This is a genomic window from Thalassotalea insulae (assembly GCF_030161395.1).
Lineage (GTDB): Bacteria > Pseudomonadota > Gammaproteobacteria > Enterobacterales > Alteromonadaceae > Thalassotalea_E > Thalassotalea_E insulae.
This window is the reverse complement of the sequence record NZ_BSST01000001.1, coordinates 844,459-865,039: the sequence shown is the minus strand read 5'-3', so window position 1 is coordinate 865,039 and position 20,581 is coordinate 844,459. Positions and strand designations below refer to the sequence as shown.

Below are 20,581 nucleotides of genomic sequence, written 5' to 3'. Positions count from 1 at the left end.
TGAGCTGGTTATATTGTCGCGGTGGCGACGGCACCCAGAAAGGGTTTACGCGAACCCTCTCTGGACTCACCCGCGCTGCTGCAAAATGTTACTCTTTCTGAAAAATTCAATCGTCGAGCAAACGCTTAGATGGCACGTCCATGTGCCACTGCGCTTCGCCATCATCCATGATGGCAATGGCTGTGATTGAATGTTTCATCCAGACATTTTGCTTAGCAGGCTAATGCTTCGTTTTAGTTTTGTGATGAAGTTCGTTGTAATAACGAGTGTTTAAAGCTACACCTTTCCCATTACATCGATTTGATAAATAGCAAGTAGAGGTAGCCTTTGGCCTGAGACAGGACGTCGAAGGCTGCCGCTGTTCATGGACGATAAATCGGCAGGATTCAAAGGTTACACTTGGTATTTTTCAAAGTATTTCGCTGTGCTGGGTGACGAGGAGTTTCCAAAGAGGAAACAGTCGTTTTTTCCTCTTTGGGTGCAGCCGGCACCTCGGCAATATGAGTAATCAAGAAAACAAAAATTAGAAAGTATTTCTTTCAAACTAAGTAACCAATTTTGTTAACTGATTGGTATTCTCCTATGATATATTTATTTGTAATACTAAGGGCCTCTAAATATTTCTCTTTCTGAAGAATATTATGTCAGTTATGTTCCTTGTTAGGGCGTTGAATTTTGGGTGTTGCCGAGCTTCACTAATTTTGTTTTTATACTCTCGATTTCTTCCTTTGGTATATTGGCGTCTAGGACTTCCTTTATGAATTCCAAAGCATAAAGAAAAACCGCACAGAGTGTATTTATAAATTCGTCTAAATCTTCGAGTTCTGGTTCGTTTTTAATATGTTCTACCAATAGATCTTCTCCTAATACAAAATGACTGTCTTCAAGAGATTTAGCGTCAGAATGTACAGAAGAACTCCCCCATCGATATAGAAGATCGTACCAATCAATTAGCCCCGCGTTATTGGCTAAAAGAGAGGCAGGGAGACTGAATTTATCAATAGCAGTTTTCCCCTTATCCTTAAATAAATCTGGGCGGAGCTTCCTAATGTTAGAGAGAGTCGTCACCTTTAATTCAGGGTGACTTTCTAGGAGTTTTTCTATTGCAATTAAATGCTTATTTTCTTTAAATAAATCAGGGCGGTGCGCTTTTAACCTTGTTATTAATTCGGCTTCTTGATTGTCACATTGTTCGGATACTTGCTTAATTAAAGTATTATCCTTTGGCTTTTGTCGCTTTTGATAGGTAATAAAACTTCTGCCGTGTTTTAATCTATCTTTACGTTCTGCTAGGTCGTAATCTTTAATCAGAGAAGGGTTATTCTTTAAGGCTCCTAAAGTAAATAAGGGTTCTAAAGCGCATCTAAGTTGAGTCTCGGCTTGAACTCTCATTCCTATAGAGGACAACATGTATGCAGCTTGTACAAAATTAATGGTTCTGGCATAAAGAACTGCACTCCATGCCTTAGCTATGTCATTTTCTGGTTTTGGGATATTTAGTTCGTATTGTAAGGACCAAGTTATCTCATTAAGCCGTAGGAATATATTTAGGTAAGGAGCGTACTTTGATGTGACGTATTGAGGTACGCTTAAGGACTCTACTGCTAAGAACCCGTGCTTTTCGAACTCTGTTTTACTAGGCATAAAATTTCCTTCTGTATGTATTCTTTATAGATTGGGGCACGAGTTTTCTTTACAACTGAATAATGGAAGAGGGAATAAGCAAAAATTAAAGGTGTAGAGTCATTGAAAGCTTGTTGATAAATTTCAGGTACAAAAAAGACGCTCGAAAGCGTCTTTTTATAGAAGGTGGTGGAGCTGGCGGGAGTTGAACCCGCGTCCAAAAAACCTACATCCTCGGTCCTACATGCTTAGTCGATTTTTTATTTAGCCAATTAGACGCCAATCGACAGGCTTCGTCATGGTGAGCTTGATACTATTTCGCGGTTCAGCCTCAAGCGTGCTTCCCTCGCTAGCCTACATGGGGTGACCATCAGCATCTCTAGACTATAGGCGAATCTTCGAGAGGATGGCTAGCATTAAGCTGCTAGTGCGAACGTTTCGTCGTTTGCAATTATAGTTTTGCGGCTTTTTACCAGGCCAACCGCCCCTGGGCATGCACCTTGGGTTTCGCGAATCTTGTCGAATCCTGAATCAGCCCCAAAGTAAATGGTAAGTGACAAATAGTCACTAACCCTTATTGTACAGCGCTTTATGCGCGATAACAACGTGGTATTTTTTAATCAACCTTGTTAAGTGTTTTGTTCTTCATTAAGCGGCCTTTATCGACTTGCCACTCACGGTCTTTTATATCAGCGCGTTTATCGTGCGCTTTCTTACCTTTACCAAGATAAAACTCTAATTTTACCCAACATTGTTTCCAGTACATCGCGGTGGCAATCAATGAATAGCCATCACGTTCAACAGCCCCTACTAAACGGTCTAGTTCACGCCGGTTTAATAAAAGTTTTCTTGGTCGTACCGGATCACAAACAACATGACTAGACGCAGCATTGAGCGGCATAATTTCACTGCCGACCAAATAAGCTTCGCGATCTTTAATCAATACGTAGCAGTCAGAAATATTTACTTTTCCGCCACGAATGCTTTTTATTTCCCAACCTTGCAAGCTCATACCCGCTTCAAACTTATCGGTAAGATTATAGTTGTGTCGAGCTTTTTTATTGAGCGCAATAGTGTTGCTATTGGATTGTTTAGATTTTTTCTTAGCCATGATTTTCCTACACTTAACGGCGGCTATTATACTGAGAATTATCACTATTTAAACGACTATTTTTGATTATTAAGGATAATGCCATTTAGCCTGAGCTTTGGTATGATAGTTAAGTTGAATTAGGGGAGTTAAATGCCAAGTATTAGTCGTAACGCATTAGTGATGTTTAGCGTTGAACAAATGTATCAGTTAATTAACGATGTGCTCGCATATCCTGAGTTTATTCCTGATTGCGGTGACAGCAAAATTATATCAGAAGATGAGACAGAAGTAACGGCGTCTTTGCTGGTAGCAAAAGGTGGTTTGAAAAAGTGGTTTACCACCAAAAATACGCTACTTGCCAATCAGGAAGTACAGATGTCATTAGTTGACGGTCCTTTTAAACGGTTGGTTGGTAGCTGGCGATTAACTAAATTATCGGAAGAAGCCTGTAAGATAAGTTTACATTTGGAATATGAATTTTCGAGTAAGGTATTTGATTTAGCCTTTGGCCGGGTATTTAATGGTATTGCCAATAATATGGTACAGGCATTTACCCAAAGGGCTAAAGAAGTTTATGGAGCACAAGTTGGATAATCACGCGGTAGCAGAAAAGAATCAAATACAAATAGAAGTGGTTTACGGCACGCCAAGTAAGCAAGAGTTATTGCTCATTTCTGTTGAAGATGGCATCACTATTGAGGCGGCAATTAAAGCGTCTGGTATTTTAGATGTTTTTAAAGAAATCGATTTAACAAAAAATAAAGTGGGGATCTGGAATCGTACGGCAAAATTAACCGATGCGGTAAAAGACTTAGACCGTATTGAAATTTATCGGCCGTTAATCGCTGATCCAAAAGAAGTACGTAAGCGCCGGGCGGAAAAAGCGAAAGAGGAAGGGCGCGCCGATAAAGTTACCGGAGGTCGGGTTAATCCGTTACGGGCAAAAGCAGAATAGTGCTTGATAACCGCAGAGAGACAGACATTAAAAAAGCAGCTAATAGTAGCTGCTTTTTTATGTACACGACTGCATGGATTCAGGAGGTAGAGCGAAGCAGGATGCCAGAGCCGAGGATGTACGGTCAGTTTTTTGTTCCAGACAAAAACTAAGTACCTACATCCATGTTAGGTAATGCCGAGGGAGCATGAATGCACAGGAACGGCGGTATCTCTGAGTAAAACGATTATTGATCGTTATTCATCGGCGTATTAAAGTTTTCAGATAGTGTGAAATCGCCTTCAGCAGAGATTAATTTATTGTCGGCAAACTTTATAACAAAATGTTTTTCTGCGTTGTAATCTGTACTGCGGCCAGATTTAAAACGATAAACATAGTGCCAGGTGTCTTGGTTAAAAGCATCTAAAACTACCGGGCTGCCCAAGACATACTTAACTTGCTCTTTAGTCATACCTATTTGTAATTTGTCGACATCTCTTTGCTCTAAATAGTTGCCTTGTGGAATATCAATACGATAAATCCAGCTTGAACAGGCTGAAATGCTTAAGATAAATGCAGCGACTAAAACTCTATACAACATGGTGTTTTTCTTATCCTTTAACTTGTGAACGTGGATGATAACTAAGCGCGCCAAGAGATACAAAGTTTTTTTACCGCTTGTTAGTCAATTTGCAACCTTGTTTCTGGCGTACAGTTTTGTTCATTGTCAGCGAGAACAAAATTCCTGTTATCAGCTGGCGAGTAACTCCTGAGCATTTGCCAGACTATGCTCGGTAATACTATCACCTGCCAGTAATCGAGCAATTTCTTGGACCCGCCCTTGTTCACTAAGTTCCGTTACCTTAGTTTCGGTATGTTCGCCATCGGTTAATTTAGTAACGAAAAGTTGCTGATGTCCTTTACTGGCTACTTGCGGCAAATGAGTGACACATATCACCTGGGTATTGGCGGCAAGCTGGCGTAATTTGTCACCCACCATAGCGGCGGTTGGCCCAGAAATACCAACATCCACTTCATCAAAAATCAGGGTAGGGGTCACCACTTTATCGGCCAATATTACCTGCATTGCCAAGCTGATGCGGGATAGCTCACCACCAGAGGCAACTTTGTTCATCGCTTCCAGTGCTTGTCCTGGGTTGAGGCTGATTAAAAAGTTAACTTCGTCGATACCATGCAAGTTGAGTTTATCGCTGACAGTAGCGGTTAAACTAACTTCAAACTGACCATGGGCCATATTTAATTCTTTCATACTGTCACTGATGCGCTGGCTTAACGTTGCCGCAGCTTTTGCGCGGGAAGCTGAAAGTATTGTTGCCGCCTCCCGATAGTTAACTTCTGTTTCTGCTATCTCAGTTAAAATTCCTGTTAGCCTAGTTTCGTCTGATGAAATCAGACTGAGCTCATTTTTAAGTGTTAGGTAATGAGTAAATAATTGCTCTGGCGCGACCTGATGTTTTTTTGCCAGTTGAATGGCCGTTGAATAACGATCTTCAATCATTTGGTAAGCCTGAGGATCTAACTCAAGTTGTTGATAATAAGATTGCAGCTCGGTCGAGGTATCTTCTAGTTGAATTAATGACTCTTCCAATTGGCTGGCTAACGTGGCGAGGTGATTATCAACACTCGCCAGTTTACTTATTTGCTCATAAGCGCTTCGTAAGTTATCCAGCGCATTAAATTGCTCGTTTTCAGATAAACTTTGCAATGCAGATAAGGTGCTGTCTAATAAAAATTGGCTGTTGCTATGACGTTTATAATCTAGCTCCAGTTGTTCAAATTCACCTTCTGTTAGTGAAAATTCATCTAATTCACTAACCTGGTATTGTAATAATTGCTGTTGGGCTTCTCGTTGTGCCTGATTATCCTGTAATTGTTGATATTCGTAATTTAATTGTTTCCATTGCTGGTAGTGCAATTTTACATCAGCCAATAGGTGTTGATGATCGGCATAAGCATCGAGTATTTGTCGTTGTTCTGACGCCTTAATAATGAGCTGATGATCGTGCTGACCATGGATATTAATTAATAATCGGCCGATATCTTTTAATTGGGCAAGTGGTACCTGACTACCATTGATATAGGCCTTTGAGCGGCCTTCGCTTGAAATAATGCGCCTTAAAATACAATCATCATCTACTGCGATATCGTTATTTGTTAACCACTGCTGTGCCACAGTATTACCACTAATATCAAAGGTCGCTGCCAGTTCCGCCTTTTTGCAATTTGGCCGTACTACATTGGTGACGGCTCTGTCCCCTAAACATAAACCTAATGCATCAATGGCAATGGATTTTCCGGCGCCAGTTTCACCGGTGATTGTGGTCATGCCTTGGCGCCAGTCAATATCTAACGTGCGGACAATAGCAAAGTTTTGAATATTGAGGTGTAGTAACATAAGCGTAATTTTACTGTATGAATATATAGCTGTTAATTTATACAGTAAATGGATTTTTTGCAATACTAGCGAGTAATATTTTATCGATAATTTTATTAACTCACTGATTAATAAAGTTTATTGCCCCAGCTGAGCTTAGTGCGCAGGACATTAAAATAGCTGTGATCCAGTGGATGAATTAGCCGTAAGGTATATTCGCTTTTACGAATGATCACTTCATCTCCCGGCATTACCGCTAAAATCACATGTCCATCGCAGCTGACCTGCAAGTTTTCATAATTTTCATTGGCTAAAATCAGTTTAATTTCACTATTGCCATCGACGACAATTGGTCTACTGGTCAGGGTATGAGGAAACATAGGTACCAGCGATAGTGCGTTGAGGTTTGGCGTTAGAATAGGGCCACCGGCCGACATAGAATAAGCGGTAGAACCTGTTGGTGTTGAAATGATCAAGCCATCAGAACGTTGGCTAAACATAAAGCTGTTATCGATATAAACCTCAAACTCGATCATGCTCGCTACTTTACCCGCATGTAATACGGCTTCATTAACTGCACTGTTAGAACTTTTTAGTTTTCCGTGGCGATAGACTTCTGCTTCAATGATAAAACGCTGCTCTGAACGTGACTTACCGGCTAATATTTCGCTGAGTGGCTCGGCGAATTCTGTTGGCGACAAATCAGTAAGGAAACCTAAGTTTCCGCGATTAACACCAAGCACGCCAATGTTATAGCAAGAAAGTACGCGGGCAGCGCCAAGCATGTAACCATCACCGCCAACGACGATAGCGAGATCAGCCAGCTCGCCAATTTCTGTTAGGCTATGAATAGCCAAATCCTGTTTATCCATTGAACAAGCGACAGAGCTTTCGACGATAACCTGGTAGCCTTGCTCGACTAAAAATTCAAACAATGCATTGATGGTGTTGCTGGCACCAGCATGATTTGGCTTTCCGATCAGGCCGATGATTTTATAAAGTTGACTCATTTTTTCAGTATAACAGGCATTTTTACTCAGATATCAGCAGTTTCGCTGTATTTTTATCGCTTGTAAAGTTCACTTTTTGCTAAATGATCAACATTTGTTCTTGAATCCTTTGAGGCTGCCCCCATAATTAGCAACATTGTTATTTTTATTGGTCGTCATTTAACGATTTACCTTGGAGTTTTTTCATGACTAAAGAGTCAACAGAAAATAAAAGCGCTGAAGATATTTCAGCAGACGAATTAGCCGCTGAAATTATTGGTCAAGCAGAAGAGCAAGTGGGTGAACAGCTTGATACTGCAGCTGAAAGTATCAGTGTGGAGCAAGAAAAAATTAATGAACTCGAACTTGCATTAGCAGCTGCACAATCAACGGTAGCCGATCAAAAAGATTCTGTGATCCGCGCTAAAGCTGAAGTGGATAATATTCGTCGTCGTGCTGCTCAGGATGTAGAAAAAGCACGTAAGTTTGCCTTAGAAAAGTTTGCTGCTGAAATGTTAACCGTAGTCGATAACTTAGAGCGCGGTCTAGCGACTATTGATGCTGAAGCTGAAGAGCAAAAAGCAACATTTGAAGGGGTTAACTTAACCTTGCAAGGTTTGTTGTCCGGTTTAGAAAAATTTGGCGTTAAAGCGGTCGATCCACAAGATCAACCATTTAACCCGGAATTACACCAGGCAATGTCAATGCAAGAAGTAGAGGGCGTTGCTCCTAACACTGTCATTGCAGTAATGCAAAAGGGGTATGAATTAAACGGTCGTTTGATTCGTCCTGCCATGGTGATGGTATCAAAAGCTGCGGGTGTTGATACCCAAGCGTAACTAAATCAGTAAAAATGGGTTAACAGAAACCAGACATTATGTCTGGTTTCTTGTTTTTATTGGCTAGTAAGTGCGTTTTAGCGCTTATAACAGATGTGAAAAAATGTAAAAAAAGTGAAATTTTTTCGCCTTGGGTAGTTGAAAAGTATTTTCTCGCCCCCAATTTAAACTTCATCAACAGATTTTATTATTATTAAGTATTCGGAGATCCTCAAGATGGGCAAAATTATTGGTATTGACCTAGGGACAACTAACTCATGTGTAGCTGTTCTAGACGGCGACAAAGTTCGTGTTATTGAAAACGCAGAAGGCGATCGTACAACTCCTTCAATCATTGCATACACAGAAGAAGGTGAAACGTTAGTTGGTCAACCTGCTAAACGTCAAGCGGTAACTAACCCTAAAAATACGTTATTTGCGATTAAACGTTTAATCGGTCGTCGCTGGGAAGATAAAGAAGTTCAGCGTGATATCGACATTATGCCATTTGGTATCGTAAAAGCCGATAACGGCGATGCCTGGGTGACTGCACGTGATAAAAACGTTGCGCCACCACAAGTGTCTGCTGAAGTCTTGAAAAAGATGAAGAAAACGGCTGAAGACTATTTAGGTGAAACAGTGACTGAAGCTGTTATCACTGTACCAGCATATTTCAACGATTCACAACGTCAAGCAACTAAAGATGCCGGCCGTATTGCGGGTCTTGAAGTGAAACGTATTATCAACGAGCCAACAGCGGCGGCACTTGCTTACGGCATGGATAAGGCAAAAGGTGACAAAGTCGTTGCGGTTTATGACTTAGGCGGTGGTACCTTTGATATCTCAATCATCGAAATTGATGAAGTTGAAGGCGAGCACACTTTCGAAGTATTAGCGACTAACGGCGACACCCACTTAGGTGGTGAAGATTTCGATAACCGTTTGATCAACTATCTTGTCGATGAGTTCAAAAAAGATCAAGGTCTTGACCTTAAGAATGATCCACTTGCAATGCAACGTGTTAAAGAAGCGGCAGAAAAAGCAAAATGTGAGCTTTCTTCAGCCCAACAAACAGATGTTAACTTACCTTACGTAACAGCTGATGCTTCTGGTCCTAAGCACATGAACATCAAAGTGACTCGCGCCAAGTTAGAGTCATTAGTTGAAGACATGGTGAAAGCGACATTAGAACCATTAAAAACTGCGCTAGCGGATGCTGACTTATCTACTTCAGATATCACTGATGTTATTTTGGTTGGTGGTCAAACACGTATGCCATTAGTACAAAAAACGGTATCTGATTTCTTCGGTAAAGAGCCTCGTAAAGACGTTAACCCGGATGAAGCGGTAGCTTCAGGTGCTGCAGTACAAGCAGGTGTATTAGCAGGTGATGTAACAGACGTATTATTATTAGATGTAACACCATTGTCTTTAGGTATCGAGACCATGGGCGGTGTGATGACTAAGGTAATCGATAAAAACACAACCATCCCAACGAAGCAATCGCAAACGTTCTCAACTGCTGAGGACAACCAAGCGGCGGTAACGGTTCACGTCTTACAAGGTGAACGTAAGCAAGCACAAGCGAACAAGTCTTTAGGTCAGTTTAACCTTGAAGGTATCGACGCTGCGCCGCGTGGCATGCCGCAAATTGAAGTGACATTTGATATTGATGCTGATGGTATCTTGCATGTGTCTGCCAAAGACAAGAACACAGGTAAAGAACAAAAAATTACTATTAAAGCGTCTTCTGGTTTATCGGATGATGAAGTAGAACAAATGGTACGTGATGCAGAAGCGAATGCGGATGTTGATGCCAAGTTTGAAGAATTAGTAACTGCTCGTAACCAAGCTGATGGCATGATGCATGCGACACGCACGCAAATGACTGAAGCGGGTGATGACTTACCAAGCGAAGATAAAGAGAAAATTGAAGCGGCAATTAGTGAGCTTGAAGCAGCACTCAAAGGTGATGATAAAGCGGCAATTGAAGCTAAGCAACAAGCATTGATGGAAGCATCAGCGAAGTTAATGGAAATTGCTCAAGCAAAAGCACAAGCCCAAGGTGGTGCAGCTCCTGAAGGCGAAGCGCAAGACGCAGGTGCAGCTCCAGCAGATGATGTGGTTGACGCTGAGTTTGAAGAGGTTAAAGACGATAAGTAGTTGTTTGTCTACTGAGATGTTTAATCGCGTCGTTGGAAGTACTCACTTGGTCTACCAAGCTCCGTACTTCCGCCTAGCGCTAAAGCGACTCAACGACAACTAACTTATAAGGTTGAAAAACCTTTTAGGAAAAAGGATAAAGCGTCGATAGTCTCGGCGCTTTATTATGTTCAGGAAGAACGGTATGTCGCGGTGACAGGATGTCAAAGAGTGACGATGTTCAGGAAGAACGGTATGTCGCGGTGACAGGATGTCAAAGAGCGACGATGTTCAGGAAGAACTGCCGAGAAATGCTATTGCCATTTCGGCATTTCCACCATCCGTGGTGGCCGTATGTTGCGCTGAAAGGGCGTCAAAGAGCGATGATGTTCTAAGAGTTAATTTTTTTGATGACTGCATCGGTCAATAAACAAATTAATTTTCAATAATTGAAGTAACGGTAAAGAATTAAAGCTATGTCCAAACGTGATTACTATGAAGTGTTAGGGGTGTCAAAAGACGCCGGTGAGCGTGAGATCAAAAAAGCGTATAAACGTTTAGCAATGAAGTATCACCCGGATCGTACCCAAGGTGATAAAGGGAAAGAAGAACAATTTAAAGAAATTAAAGAAGCCTATGAAGTGCTAAACGATGATCAAAAGCGTGCCGCTTATGATCAATACGGTCATGCTGCCTTTGAACAAGGTGGTATGGGCGGTGGCGGCTTCGGTGGTGGCGCTGATTTTGGTGATGCGTTTGGCGATATTTTTGGTGATATTTTCGGTGGCGGTCGTCGTGGTGGCCAATCGCGTCAACGCCGTGGTAGCGATTTACGTTACAACCTGGAAATGACACTGGAAGATGCGGTTAAAGGTAAGTCGGTTGAAATTAAAGTACCAACTTATGTCAGCTGTGAACCTTGTAATGGTTCGGGAGCGAAAAAAGGCACTAGTGCAAAAACTTGTGCGACCTGTCATGGTCATGGTCAGGTACAAATGCGTCAGGGCTTATTTGCGGTACAACAAACTTGCCCATCATGTTCGGGTAAAGGTAAAGTGATCACTGATCCTTGTCCTTCATGTCGTGGTCAGGGGCGGGTTGAGAAAACTAAAACCCTAAATGCTAAAATTCCGGCGGGTGTCGATACTGGTGATCGTATTCGCTTATCTGGTGAAGGTGAAGCCGGTGAACATGGCGCACCAGCGGGGGATTTGTATGTACAGGTACATGTTAAAGATCATCCTATATTTGTTCGTGATGAAAATAACCTATTCTGTGAAGTACCGATCAGCTTTACCACTGCGGCATTAGGCGGTGAAATTGAAGTACCGACCTTAGAAGGTAAAGTGAAACTGAAAGTACCAAAAGAAACTCAAACAGGTAAGATGTTCCGCTTACGTGGCAAAGGGGTGAAATCGGTGCGTAGCCATGTAGTTGGCGATTTGATGTGTAAAGCGGTGATTGAAACGCCAGTCAATCTTTCTGGTGATCAGGCGGATTTATTACGTCAGCTGGAAGAGAAAATGGGCAAGAATCAAACTAAACATCGACCGAAAGAAACCGGTTTTTTTGACAGCGTTAAACAGTTCTTTGATGACCTGAAAAGTTAAAAGCTAGTTATTTAAAAAGCCATTCAACTAACCTTTGAATGGCTTTTTTTGTTGCTATGATTTTGTCCTATAATCAGCCTATCTTTACCAAATAATTTATTGAGCTATAGAGTTTCATGAAAATAATTACCCTTTTATTCACACTTATTTTTTCTAGTTTTTTTGTTATTGCAAAACAAGACGCTAAAGAATTACCACCACTTGACCCTGATTATGTCGGTGTACATGGTATGGTATTGGTCAGCCATTCTTCATCGATTTATGCTTCACATTTACCGTTATATCAGAAGCCTCATGATATTCAGCTGCTTTATAAAATCGATACTAAGAGTATCCCATTGATCCAACTGGTTCGAGATGCCGATTTAGTGACGATTAAGCCTCGCCCTTTTAATTTGCAGCGACTAGCCCGTGGTGAAAAATTAACGTTAACAGCAGATGTCTATTTAGGCCACTTTGAGCGTGGTGGCACAGTTGTTTATGAAAATATGGAGTTGATTTTTTCTCGGCAGTTATATGTTAGAGCAATGAAAGAGCTACCTAAAGCGTCTGAACTGCAGGAATATGATGTCATTAAGCTCACTGGTAATAGTCGAATTTATGTCCACCGTATTAGCCAGGCACCTAGTTATGATCATTTAATCCATATAGATCTCGAAGCTGGTTGTTTAGCTAAGTTTCGTACCTCTTCAGAAGTACCTAAAGAAACTGAATTACAATATAAGTTCTTAAATTGTGGCACTATGAAGCCACTTTATTACGAAACTGAAGACTTTAGCGGGACACATTAAATACGTGTGTTGGCTATCTGTTAATTTTTATTACACTTAAACATAATGATTTTTAACTAATGTGACAGCTCTTCAGTGAAATTATTTCGCTCGCTATGCTTTTGTTTTTGTTTTTGTTTGTTATCTTGGTCGGTTGTGGCGGATAAGCCCTTGTTGCTTATTGTCAATGATCCCGGCTCTGCTCCATATTTATTTTATGATCCAATCAATAAAACGTATGCTGGAGTGATCCCTGAACTGTTAAAAGAGCTAACTAACAACAAGCAGTTGAAAGCACTAGGAGAAATAAAACATAAATATATTCGTTATAGTAAATCCCCCTAATCTTCATAGTGAAAGCCCCTGTAGCTAACTTATTTTATAGTGATTTTATTTCTTGATATTTATAATTGTTATAAGTTATAGCCACTAGGTCTATTAAAATAAATGAACAGATATTTTTCTGATACAAATTTATCTAACCAATTAATTAATAAAAACATTTTACTAATTGATTGGTTTCAAAATGCCGTTGTAGTTAACATTTATCAATCGAGGCAGTGCTAAATTTTTTTTCTTCTTTCCCTTGATAATTAAGCCTTACAAGCAATTATGCCCTCAAAAATCATCTGTTCTGGTTAAAACTTGCACAAAATTAATATTGTTCATATGCTGGGTTTTAACAATCTTGTAACTAAATGTTAACAAGGTGATGTTATGGGGATAAAAATATGAAATATAAAATCAAATCGGGCCTATCTAAAAAGGCTAGCGTATTAACGTTAGTATTTTTGGGGCTGCCTGCACACAGTGAAACAATTAATTGCAGCGTACTTGATGAGTGGCAATCAGGTGGTACTTACTTGGCAGGGCAGCAAGTTCATACGCAAAACCAAGCGTTTGAAGCGAAATGGTGGAACCAAACAAACCCGGTAGAGAAGTCCGGGCCATGGCAAGAATGGAAAAAATTAGGTGACTGTCAGGGCGGCGACGAAAATCAACCCCCTACGGTGAATTGGATCTCACCATCTAATAATTCTTCTTTTACCGAAAATGACAGCGTTGTCATTCTGTTTAATGCGGATGATAGTGACGGTATTGTTGACCACACTAAAGTGTATTTAGACAATAATTTATTGGCTACTTTACCTTCGGCTAGCAATAGTTTTACATGGGCAGCAGTCAAAGGGACACATCAATTTCATCTGATAGTGCAAGATGATAAGCAAGCAACGACACAGAGCGACTCACTTAATTTAACGGTTAAGGCGAAAGATACTCCACCTGATAATCAGGTACCGTCAGCATTACTAACCATATCCAATCAGCCGAGTGAAGTTTATATTGGCGATGAGATTAAGTTTGAAATGTCAGCGACTGATACTGATGGTGTGGTTACAGGGCTCACCTTATTGGCTAATGCATCCTCAGTTTACTCATCGTCTCAATCTTCAGATGTCTATACTTGGCAAGCCGTAGAGCTTGGACAAGTGAAGTTTACACTTGAGGCTGTTGATGATGACAGTGGTGTAGGGACAAGTGCACCGCTTTATATTAATGTCGTCAAAGAGCAAGACCCAGGTAATGATCGTGATGCCTGTCAGCCGCGAGGTTTATACCAAACACCTGAAGTCAATACTCCTTATTGCACCGTTTATGACGCGGATGGCCGAGAAGAAATGGGCAGTGATCATCCTCGAAGGGTGATTGGCTATTTTACTAGTTGGCGAAATGGTGCAAATAACCAACCTAGCTATTTAGTCAGTGATATTCCATGGGACAAAATTACTCATATTAATTACGCGTTTGCCCATGTTGATGCCAATAATAAAATTTCTATTGGCGATCCAAATAGTGAAAATAATCCCGCAACTAATATGGAATGGCCCGGTGTTTCTGGTGCTGAGTTGGATCCGAGCCTGCCTTATAAAGGACATTTTAATTTACTGACCAAGTATAAAAAGCAATATCCCAAGGTTAAAACCTTAGTCTCTGTTGGTGGATGGGCAGAAACTGGTGGCTATTTTGATGCAACAGGACGTGTTGCCAGTGGTGGATTTTATACCATGACAACCAATGCGGATGGCAGTATCAATCACACTGGCATCAAAGCGTTTTCAGAAAGTACAGTTGCCTTTATCAGACAATATGGTTTTGATGGTGTTGACATTGATTATGAATATCCATCATCAATGACAGATTCTGGGCATCCAGATGATTTTGATTTTTCTAATCCTAGACGAGCAAACCTCTATAAGTCCTATCTAGAATTACTACGTTCACTGCGAGAAGCACTTGATAAAGCGGGACAAAATGATGGTCAGCATTACTTATTAACAATAGCGTCACCATCTTCCGGTTATTTATTAAGAGGAATGGAAACCTTTGATGCTGTTAAGTTTCTAGATTACGTCAATATCATGTCTTATGACTTACATGGTGCTTGGAATTCTCATGTTGGCCCCAATGCTGCGCTATTTGATACGGGTGAAGATTCAGAATTAGCCGCGTGGAATGTGTATGGCACGGCCGAATTTGAAGGCATTGGCTATTTAAATACTGACTGGGCAGTTCGTTACTTCAGGGGAGCACTATCTGCCGGGCGAATCAATATTGGTATTCCGTATTATACCCGGGGCTTTAGAGATGTTTCCGGTGGTACTAATGGGCTGTGGGGGCAAGCGGCATTACCTGATCAAAGTGCCTGTCCTAAAGGAACAGGGAAAGGCGACAAGAATAACTGCGGCAATGGTGCTGTGGGTATCGATAACCTATGGCATGACATTGAAAATGATAATGAAGTCGCGGCAGGCAGTAACCCACTATGGCATGCACTGAACTTAGCTGATGGAAAATCAGGCAGTTATATTACTGACTATGGACTGACACCTGATACTGATCCTGAGGATGTTTTAGTGGGTAATTATAGCCGACATTATGATGCGGTCGCTGTTGCCCCCTGGTTATGGAACGACGAGAAAAAAGTATTTCTTTCCATTGAAGATCAACAATCGATGGCGACTAAAGTGGATTATGTTATCAATCAAGGATTAGGCGGCGTCATGTTTTGGGAATTAGCCGGCGACTTTGACTATGACAGCGCCAAACAGGAGTATTTTATCGGCTCCACTATGACAAGCATTGCCTATGATAAATTCAGGCAAAGTGGTTCACCATATGATGTTAATACAGGGAACAAAGACTTTGCTATACCTGAGAAAGTGGTTGATATCGCCTTTAGTGTTAAAGACTTTCCCGTCGGTGATGATAACTATCCAATAAGCCCAACATTTAGCTTTACTAACAATTCAGAGCTTGATTTGTCGGGTGCCAAAATCTCGTTTGATGTGCCGGTTTCAACATCTGCCATTTTTAAATCAAACTGGAATGCTCAAAAGAAACTCAAACTTGCTATTGAAAGCAATGGTTCTAATGCTGCAGGTAACAATATTGGCGGCTTTGACAATGAGTTTCATCGTTTTTCAATCACCTTAGTTAACGAATATGGCGGTGTCACGGAATCGTTTAAACCCGGTGAGACAGTTAATGCGCAAGTGATGTATTACATGCCATTTACCGGGCCTGCAAACTTTACTATTGAAAAAGGTACTCACACTTATGGCTTTAAATATGAGTTTCCAGCATTGCCAGAAGCAAGCAAAGGAGATGGTGAGCCAGGCGACACATGTGATGGCATCAATGTAGAGGATTTACCTGTCTATCCAGACTTTCCACAAACTGACTGGCAGGGAAATCCGGATCACGCCAATGCAGGTGACATGATGGTGCACAACTTAGCGGTATGGCAAGCAAAGTGGTGGACAAAATCTGAACCTAGCACTGCGGACTGGGAAAAAGTATGTGATTTATAAATAGCTTCCCCTATGCGAGTAGGGGAGTCATTTTACCTTGGAGAATAATAATGAAAAAACTAACGGGTAATAAAGTACGTCAAGCGTTAACTGTATCACTAGTAACTAGTGGAATATTGTGCTCATTGGCTAGCGTTTTGGTCCCGGTCAATGTGTCTGCACATGCTTACATGGAAAAACCAAAAGCTCGACAGGCGATTTGTCAGGCGCAGGGCGGATACTGGTGGCCGGCTGACGGCTCTGCAATTCCAAATAGAGCCTGTAGAGCAGCTTTTATTGAATCTGGTTATGTGCAGTTTGTGCAGGAACATGAAATTTCGGTAAATGTTGCCGATTACTTAAATCAAGAAGCCGTAGAAGCCGCGGTACCTGATGGTACGCTTTGTTCCGCCGGATCTGATGAGAAAAGGGGGCTTAACTTAGCGTCTGAATTTTGGCAAAAAACAGTCGTCACGCCGAATGAGCATGGAAAAATTCAGGTACGCTTTAATGCTAAAACACCTCATAACCCGAGCTATTGGCAGATATATTTATCAAAGCCATCGTTTAATGCCAGTACGGATGTATTGCACTGGCAGGATCTTGAACTTGTACAAGAGTACGGCAATATTGATTTCATTAAAGATCCTGATGGTAATCGTTATTACAATATGGAAGTGAGTATTCCTGCGGATAGAAGTGGCGATGCACTGCTCTATAGTCGCTGGCAGCGTAATGATGTCGTAGGTGAAGGCTTTTATAATTGCAGTGATATCACCATAATTCGAGATGATGGCGAGCCTGATAACTGGCAAGCACTCGACTATTTTGTCAAGCAAGGGCATGTCGCTAATGTTGATGACACCGTATGGCTGCGCTTATTTAATCCTGACGGCCAAGAGCTGATTAATCAACACTTCTTGGTGACACTAGACAATGTGGATACGTGGCAAAGTGATTTTGCTGGCCAGCTTAATAGTCAATTTAGTCAATTACTCAGAATTGGTGTTAAAGATCTAAACGATACCATAGCGTTTGATAATGAAAATATTTTTTCTAATCAAGTGTGGTCTTTATCGTCGGATAACAGTTTTGCATTATCCATCATTCCAAAACCAGACAATACCGCACCAATCGTTCAAGCCATTGACGATCAAACGTTAGATGAAAATAGCCAACTTGATCTGCATGTTCATGCTTTTGACGATCAAAATGATCCCCTCACCTATCACTGGCAGGTGCCTGAGCCCTTGTCATTCTCAGGCGAAGGTTCAGATATCACACTAATTGCAGGGGATATCGATAATAATGCCGATGTCACTGTGTCAGTAGCTGTCTCTGATGGCAAGTTAACAACTAGCATGTCATTTAAGGTCACGATTATTGCTTTATCTGATGTTCCAGTATGGTCAGCCACTCAAGCGTATAACAAAGGCGATAGAGTGAGTTACCAAGGGCAAATTTATCAAGCGAAATGGTGGAATCAAGATGAAAGCCCTGCAACAAGTAGTGCCTGGTTCCCGGTAACCCCTGATAACGGTGATACGCCAATGTGGAATAGTCAGGCAGAGTATCAAGGTGGTGACAAAGTTAGTCATCAAGAGGTGCTCTACCAGGCGAAATGGTGGAATCAAAACGCAGAACCTGGAGTCGCCGATGTTTGGCAAAAACTTTAGCGCATAACCGTAAGTCAACAAAAATAGCGGAAAGAGAATTATGAGTAATAAACTAGTAGCAATATTAACAGCCAGTGTCGTTGCAGTTTCTTGGCAAGCGAATGCGACGGCTTCAAAGCCAAGTATTGATTGGACACCTCAAGAGTATTCATTTGTCGAAGTGAATTTAGATGGCCAGGGTTCATATAAAGATCTTGTTAAGGCTAAAGAACAAGTGGATGTTCGCATTAAGTGGAATGCCTGGTCAGGAACCGGCGGTAACAGCTATAAAGTCTACTTTGATAATGTGATAGTTAATCAAGGGACGTTAGTAGCGGGTACAAAAAGTGGTGTAATTGAGTTTCCATATCGCCGAGCTGGGCGTCACAGTTTAACGATTGCCTTATGTGATAGTGATGGCTGTACTCGAAGTGATAGCAAGCCTATTGTGATAGCCGATACTGATGGTGGTCATTTGGCACCATTAACTATGGATGTCGATCCTAATAATAACGATTATGCTCATCAACAGGATACTGTTGTCGGAGCATATTTTGTCGAATGGGGAATTTACGGGCGAGACTTTGATGTCAGTAATATTCCCGCTAAAAATTTAACACATTTACTTTATGGCTTTATTCCTATTTGTGGTGCCAATGAGTCATTAAAAGCGGTTGAAAATGGTAACAGTTGGCGCGCGTTGCAAAAAGCCTGTCAAGGAAGCAATGATTATGAAGTTGTTATTCATGATCCTTGGGCTGCTATTCAAAAAGCACTACCCGGTATTGATTCCAATGATCCTATTAGAGGAACCTATGCTCAGTTAATGGCGCTAAAGCAACGTTATCCTGATTTGAAAATATTGCCTTCCGTTGGCGGATGGACGTTATCAGATCCGTTTCATGGATTGGTCAATAAAGCAAACCGTGACATTTTTGTAGCGTCATTGAAACAGTTTCTAAAAACGTGGAAATTTTATGACGGTGTAGATATTGATTGGGAGTTTCCTGGCGGAGATGGGGCAAATCCTGATTTAGGTGATCCTGTTAACGATGGTCCCGCTTATATTTTATTGATGCAAGAGCTTAGAACAATGCTTGATGAGCTTGAAACAGAAACCGGGCGTGAATATACATTAACGTCTGCGATTGGTATGGGATACGACAAAATAGTCGATGTTAATTATGCGCAAGCGGTTCAGCACATGGATTATCTTTTTGCAATGACTTATGACTTCTATGGGGGGTGGAACAATATTACCGGCCATCAAACGGGCATTTTTTGTGGTGAACATCTCAGTGTTGAGGAATGTGATGGCACCGGATTTGATGATAACGGTGATCCCCGTAAAGGGCCAGCTTATACCGCAGATAATGGTATTAAAAAGTTGTTAGGGCAAGGCGTTCCTGCTAATAAAATCGTACTCGGAACAGCCATGTATGGCCGTGGTTGGGAAGGTGTAAAACCTGAAGATACCATTGGCGAAAATCCAATGACTGGCGAAGGTAGTGGTAAGCTTAGCGGTACTACGGCTAATGGCGTGTGGGAGCCGGGTATTCAAGATTACAAAGGCATTAAAAAAGTCATGTTAGGCAATGCAGGTCAGGGCATAAATGGCTTTGAAGTGTTTTATGATGAGCAAGCTCAAGCTGCCTATGTCTGGAATAAATCCACCGGGACACTGGTGAGTTATGACAGCGCCAGATCTGTGCATGCAAAAGGTCAGTATGTTCGTAGTTTGGGGCTTGCGGGGTTGTTTGCCTGGGAAGTTGACGCTGATAATGGTGATATTCTTAATGCAATGCACGAAGGATTAGCAGACGGCACTCCTATTAATCATAAGCCAGTAATTAGCTTGGCAGATACCTACACTATCAAAGCGGGTGATACGGTGGAGATCGAAGCATCTGCTACGGATCAAGATAACGATCTGTTAAGTTATAGTTGGAGTGTGGATCCAGCATTGTCACCGTCAGGTGATGACACTGCTCTGTTAACAATAACTGCCCCAGAGGTTAGCCAACAAACCGACTTTGTTGTAACACTATCGGTATCTGATGGTAAAGCTAGTGTATCTAAATCAACGACTGTCACCGTGCATGTTCAAGATCCTGTGAATCAACCGCCAGTCATTTCACCAATTGCAGATATAAGTCTTGTCGAAAACACCCAAGTAGCTATCAGTGTTATAGCGACAGATCCTGATAACGATAGTTTGACCTATAGTTGGCACTTGCCTGCGGGGCTTAGCAAGCAAGGCAGTGGTGCCAATATTACCTTGTTGGCGGAAAAAGTTGCTATGGATAGCTCTTTTATGGTGACCGTGACGGTTTCGGACAGTATTTACAATGTCGATGAGCATTTCACAGTGAACGTAACTAATGAGCATGACAATACTACATGGAATACCAATACCATCTATTACAAAGGAGATAAAGTTGTCTATCTAGAAGTTGAATATATAGCTAAATGGTGGACTCAAGGCGATGTTCCGAGTAATGGCGGCGTATGGGAGAAGGTCAGGGTAGGAAATGAATGGGATCCTACAGTGGCATATCAAGGTGGCGAAGAAGTTAGTTACAAGGGAGAAAAGTATCAAGCAAAGTGGTGGACTAAAGGTGAAGAACCTGGAGTCGCCGATGTTTGGAAAAAACAGTAGTTTTTTCATAAATGCTGTTCAAAACACAATAGGGAGATGCGT

The 20,581-nt window shown here is 41.4% G+C and carries 16 protein-coding genes and 1 other RNA gene; 11 read left to right on the top strand and 6 right to left on the bottom strand.

Features of this window, described 5'->3' with window-relative positions; all coding sequences use genetic code 11:
• Nucleotides 1–660 precede the first annotated feature (660 nt).
• From QQK06_RS04040 to smpB, 3 genes are all read right to left on the bottom strand, one after another.
• Entirely contained in the window at nucleotides 661–1,644 is a 984-nt protein-coding gene (locus QQK06_RS04040) for a DUF5677 domain-containing protein (protein ID WP_284243322.1), read from the bottom strand.
• A 166-nt stretch (nucleotides 1,645–1,810) separates the two neighbouring features.
• Nucleotides 1,811–2,162, bottom strand: a transfer-messenger RNA (tmRNA) gene (gene ssrA / locus QQK06_RS04035).
• Nucleotides 2,163–2,239: 77 nt separating this feature from the next.
• Nucleotides 2,240–2,734, bottom strand: a complete 495-nt coding sequence (gene smpB / locus QQK06_RS04030) for an SsrA-binding protein SmpB (RefSeq protein ID WP_284243321.1) — start codon at nucleotides 2,732–2,734, stop codon at nucleotides 2,240–2,242.
• Nucleotides 2,735–2,866: 132 nt separating this feature from the next.
• Between smpB and QQK06_RS04025 the strand changes: the two genes are divergently transcribed.
• Both QQK06_RS04025 and QQK06_RS04020 read left to right on the top strand, forming a co-directional pair.
• Nucleotides 2,867–3,310: an SRPBCC family protein gene (locus tag QQK06_RS04025; protein ID WP_284243320.1), complete on the top strand. Its 444-nt coding sequence runs from the start codon at nucleotides 2,867–2,869 to the stop codon at nucleotides 3,308–3,310.
• On the top strand, nucleotides 3,291–3,671 hold the full coding sequence (locus QQK06_RS04020; RefSeq protein WP_284243319.1) for an RnfH family protein: 381 nt from the start codon (nucleotides 3,291–3,293) through the stop codon (nucleotides 3,669–3,671). The genes QQK06_RS04025 and QQK06_RS04020 overlap by 20 nt, the downstream gene beginning before the upstream one ends.
• A 226-nt stretch (nucleotides 3,672–3,897) precedes the next feature.
• Here the strand turns inward: QQK06_RS04020 and QQK06_RS04015 are convergent, their stop codons facing one another.
• From QQK06_RS04015 to nadK, 3 genes are all read right to left on the bottom strand, one after another.
• The gene (locus QQK06_RS04015) at nucleotides 3,898–4,251 is read right to left on the bottom strand and encodes an outer membrane protein assembly factor BamE (RefSeq protein ID WP_284243317.1); all 354 of its coding nucleotides are present in this window, start codon (nucleotides 4,249–4,251) and stop codon (nucleotides 3,898–3,900) included.
• A 150-nt stretch (nucleotides 4,252–4,401) separates the two neighbouring features.
• Nucleotides 4,402–6,066 carry a DNA repair protein RecN gene (gene recN / locus QQK06_RS04010; protein WP_284243316.1) on the bottom strand — a complete coding sequence of 555 codons (1,665 nt, stop codon included), beginning with the start codon at nucleotides 6,064–6,066 and terminating at the stop codon, nucleotides 4,402–4,404.
• Nucleotides 6,067–6,173: 107 nt separating this feature from the next.
• On the bottom strand, nucleotides 6,174–7,055 hold the full coding sequence (gene nadK / locus QQK06_RS04005; RefSeq protein WP_284243315.1) for an NAD(+) kinase: 882 nt from the start codon (nucleotides 7,053–7,055) through the stop codon (nucleotides 6,174–6,176).
• A 185-nt stretch (nucleotides 7,056–7,240) separates the two neighbouring features.
• On the opposite strand from nadK, the gene grpE reads away from it, so the two are divergent.
• The 9 genes from grpE to QQK06_RS03960 all read left to right on the top strand — a co-directional run bounded on the left by grpE (nucleotide 7,241) and on the right by QQK06_RS03960 (nucleotide 20,539).
• On the top strand, nucleotides 7,241–7,873 hold the full coding sequence (gene grpE, locus QQK06_RS04000) for a nucleotide exchange factor GrpE (protein ID WP_284243314.1): 633 nt from the start codon (nucleotides 7,241–7,243) through the stop codon (nucleotides 7,871–7,873).
• 216 nt (nucleotides 7,874–8,089) lie between these two features.
• Nucleotides 8,090–10,015 (top strand): molecular chaperone DnaK, encoded by a 1,926-nt coding sequence (gene dnaK, locus QQK06_RS03995; RefSeq protein WP_284243313.1) that lies wholly within the window; start codon nucleotides 8,090–8,092, stop codon nucleotides 10,013–10,015.
• A gap of 250 nt (nucleotides 10,016–10,265) precedes the next feature.
• On the top strand, nucleotides 10,266–10,424 hold the full coding sequence (locus QQK06_RS03990; RefSeq protein ID WP_284243312.1) for a hypothetical protein: 159 nt from the start codon (nucleotides 10,266–10,268) through the stop codon (nucleotides 10,422–10,424).
• A 46-nt stretch (nucleotides 10,425–10,470) separates the two neighbouring features.
• Nucleotides 10,471–11,604: a molecular chaperone DnaJ gene (gene dnaJ, locus QQK06_RS03985; RefSeq protein ID WP_284243311.1), complete on the top strand. Its 1,134-nt coding sequence runs from the start codon at nucleotides 10,471–10,473 to the stop codon at nucleotides 11,602–11,604.
• A gap of 116 nt (nucleotides 11,605–11,720) precedes the next feature.
• Nucleotides 11,721–12,395: a hypothetical protein gene (locus QQK06_RS03980; protein ID WP_284243310.1), complete on the top strand. Its 675-nt coding sequence runs from the start codon at nucleotides 11,721–11,723 to the stop codon at nucleotides 12,393–12,395.
• 135 nt (nucleotides 12,396–12,530) lie between these two features.
• Nucleotides 12,531–12,719 (top strand): hypothetical protein, encoded by a 189-nt coding sequence (locus tag QQK06_RS03975; RefSeq protein WP_284243309.1) that lies wholly within the window; start codon nucleotides 12,531–12,533, stop codon nucleotides 12,717–12,719.
• 386 nt (nucleotides 12,720–13,105) lie between these two features.
• Nucleotides 13,106–16,246, top strand: a complete 3,141-nt coding sequence (locus tag QQK06_RS03970; protein WP_284243308.1) for a glycosyl hydrolase family 18 protein — start codon at nucleotides 13,106–13,108, stop codon at nucleotides 16,244–16,246.
• A 50-nt stretch (nucleotides 16,247–16,296) separates the two neighbouring features.
• Complete coding sequence (locus QQK06_RS03965) at nucleotides 16,297–17,901, top strand: lytic polysaccharide monooxygenase (protein WP_284243307.1); 1,605 nt, start codon at nucleotides 16,297–16,299, stop codon at nucleotides 17,899–17,901.
• 40 nt (nucleotides 17,902–17,941) lie between these two features.
• Nucleotides 17,942–20,539 (top strand): glycosyl hydrolase family 18 protein, encoded by a 2,598-nt coding sequence (locus QQK06_RS03960; RefSeq protein ID WP_284243306.1) that lies wholly within the window; start codon nucleotides 17,942–17,944, stop codon nucleotides 20,537–20,539.
• Nucleotides 20,540–20,581: the final 42 nt, after the last annotated feature.

What these genes read in the sequence shown, in the direction of transcription:
- recN (WP_284243316.1), bottom strand. Translation starts at nt 6,066, where the DNA reads ATGTTACTACACCTCAATATTCAAAACTTTGCTATTGTCCGCACGTTA.
- dnaJ (WP_284243311.1), top strand. Translation starts at nt 10,471, where the DNA reads ATGTCCAAACGTGATTACTATGAAGTGTTAGGGGTGTCAAAAGACGCC.
- QQK06_RS03980 (WP_284243310.1), top strand. Translation starts at nt 11,721, where the DNA reads ATGAAAATAATTACCCTTTTATTCACACTTATTTTTTCTAGTTTTTTT.
- nadK (WP_284243315.1), bottom strand. Translation starts at nt 7,055, where the DNA reads ATGAGTCAACTTTATAAAATCATCGGCCTGATCGGAAAGCCAAATCAT.
- QQK06_RS03970 (WP_284243308.1), top strand. Translation starts at nt 13,106, where the DNA reads ATGAAATATAAAATCAAATCGGGCCTATCTAAAAAGGCTAGCGTATTA.
- QQK06_RS04025 (WP_284243320.1), top strand. Translation starts at nt 2,867, where the DNA reads ATGCCAAGTATTAGTCGTAACGCATTAGTGATGTTTAGCGTTGAACAA.
- QQK06_RS04015 (WP_284243317.1), bottom strand. Translation starts at nt 4,251, where the DNA reads ATGTTGTATAGAGTTTTAGTCGCTGCATTTATCTTAAGCATTTCAGCC.
- dnaK (WP_284243313.1), top strand. Translation starts at nt 8,090, where the DNA reads ATGGGCAAAATTATTGGTATTGACCTAGGGACAACTAACTCATGTGTA.
- QQK06_RS03960 (WP_284243306.1), top strand. Translation starts at nt 17,942, where the DNA reads ATGAGTAATAAACTAGTAGCAATATTAACAGCCAGTGTCGTTGCAGTT.
- QQK06_RS04040 (WP_284243322.1), bottom strand. Translation starts at nt 1,644, where the DNA reads ATGCCTAGTAAAACAGAGTTCGAAAAGCACGGGTTCTTAGCAGTAGAG.
- smpB (WP_284243321.1), bottom strand. Translation starts at nt 2,734, where the DNA reads ATGGCTAAGAAAAAATCTAAACAATCCAATAGCAACACTATTGCGCTC.
- QQK06_RS03990 (WP_284243312.1), top strand. Translation starts at nt 10,266, where the DNA reads ATGTCAAAGAGCGACGATGTTCAGGAAGAACTGCCGAGAAATGCTATT.
- QQK06_RS04020 (WP_284243319.1), top strand. Translation starts at nt 3,291, where the DNA reads ATGGAGCACAAGTTGGATAATCACGCGGTAGCAGAAAAGAATCAAATA.
- grpE (WP_284243314.1), top strand. Translation starts at nt 7,241, where the DNA reads ATGACTAAAGAGTCAACAGAAAATAAAAGCGCTGAAGATATTTCAGCA.
- QQK06_RS03965 (WP_284243307.1), top strand. Translation starts at nt 16,297, where the DNA reads ATGAAAAAACTAACGGGTAATAAAGTACGTCAAGCGTTAACTGTATCA.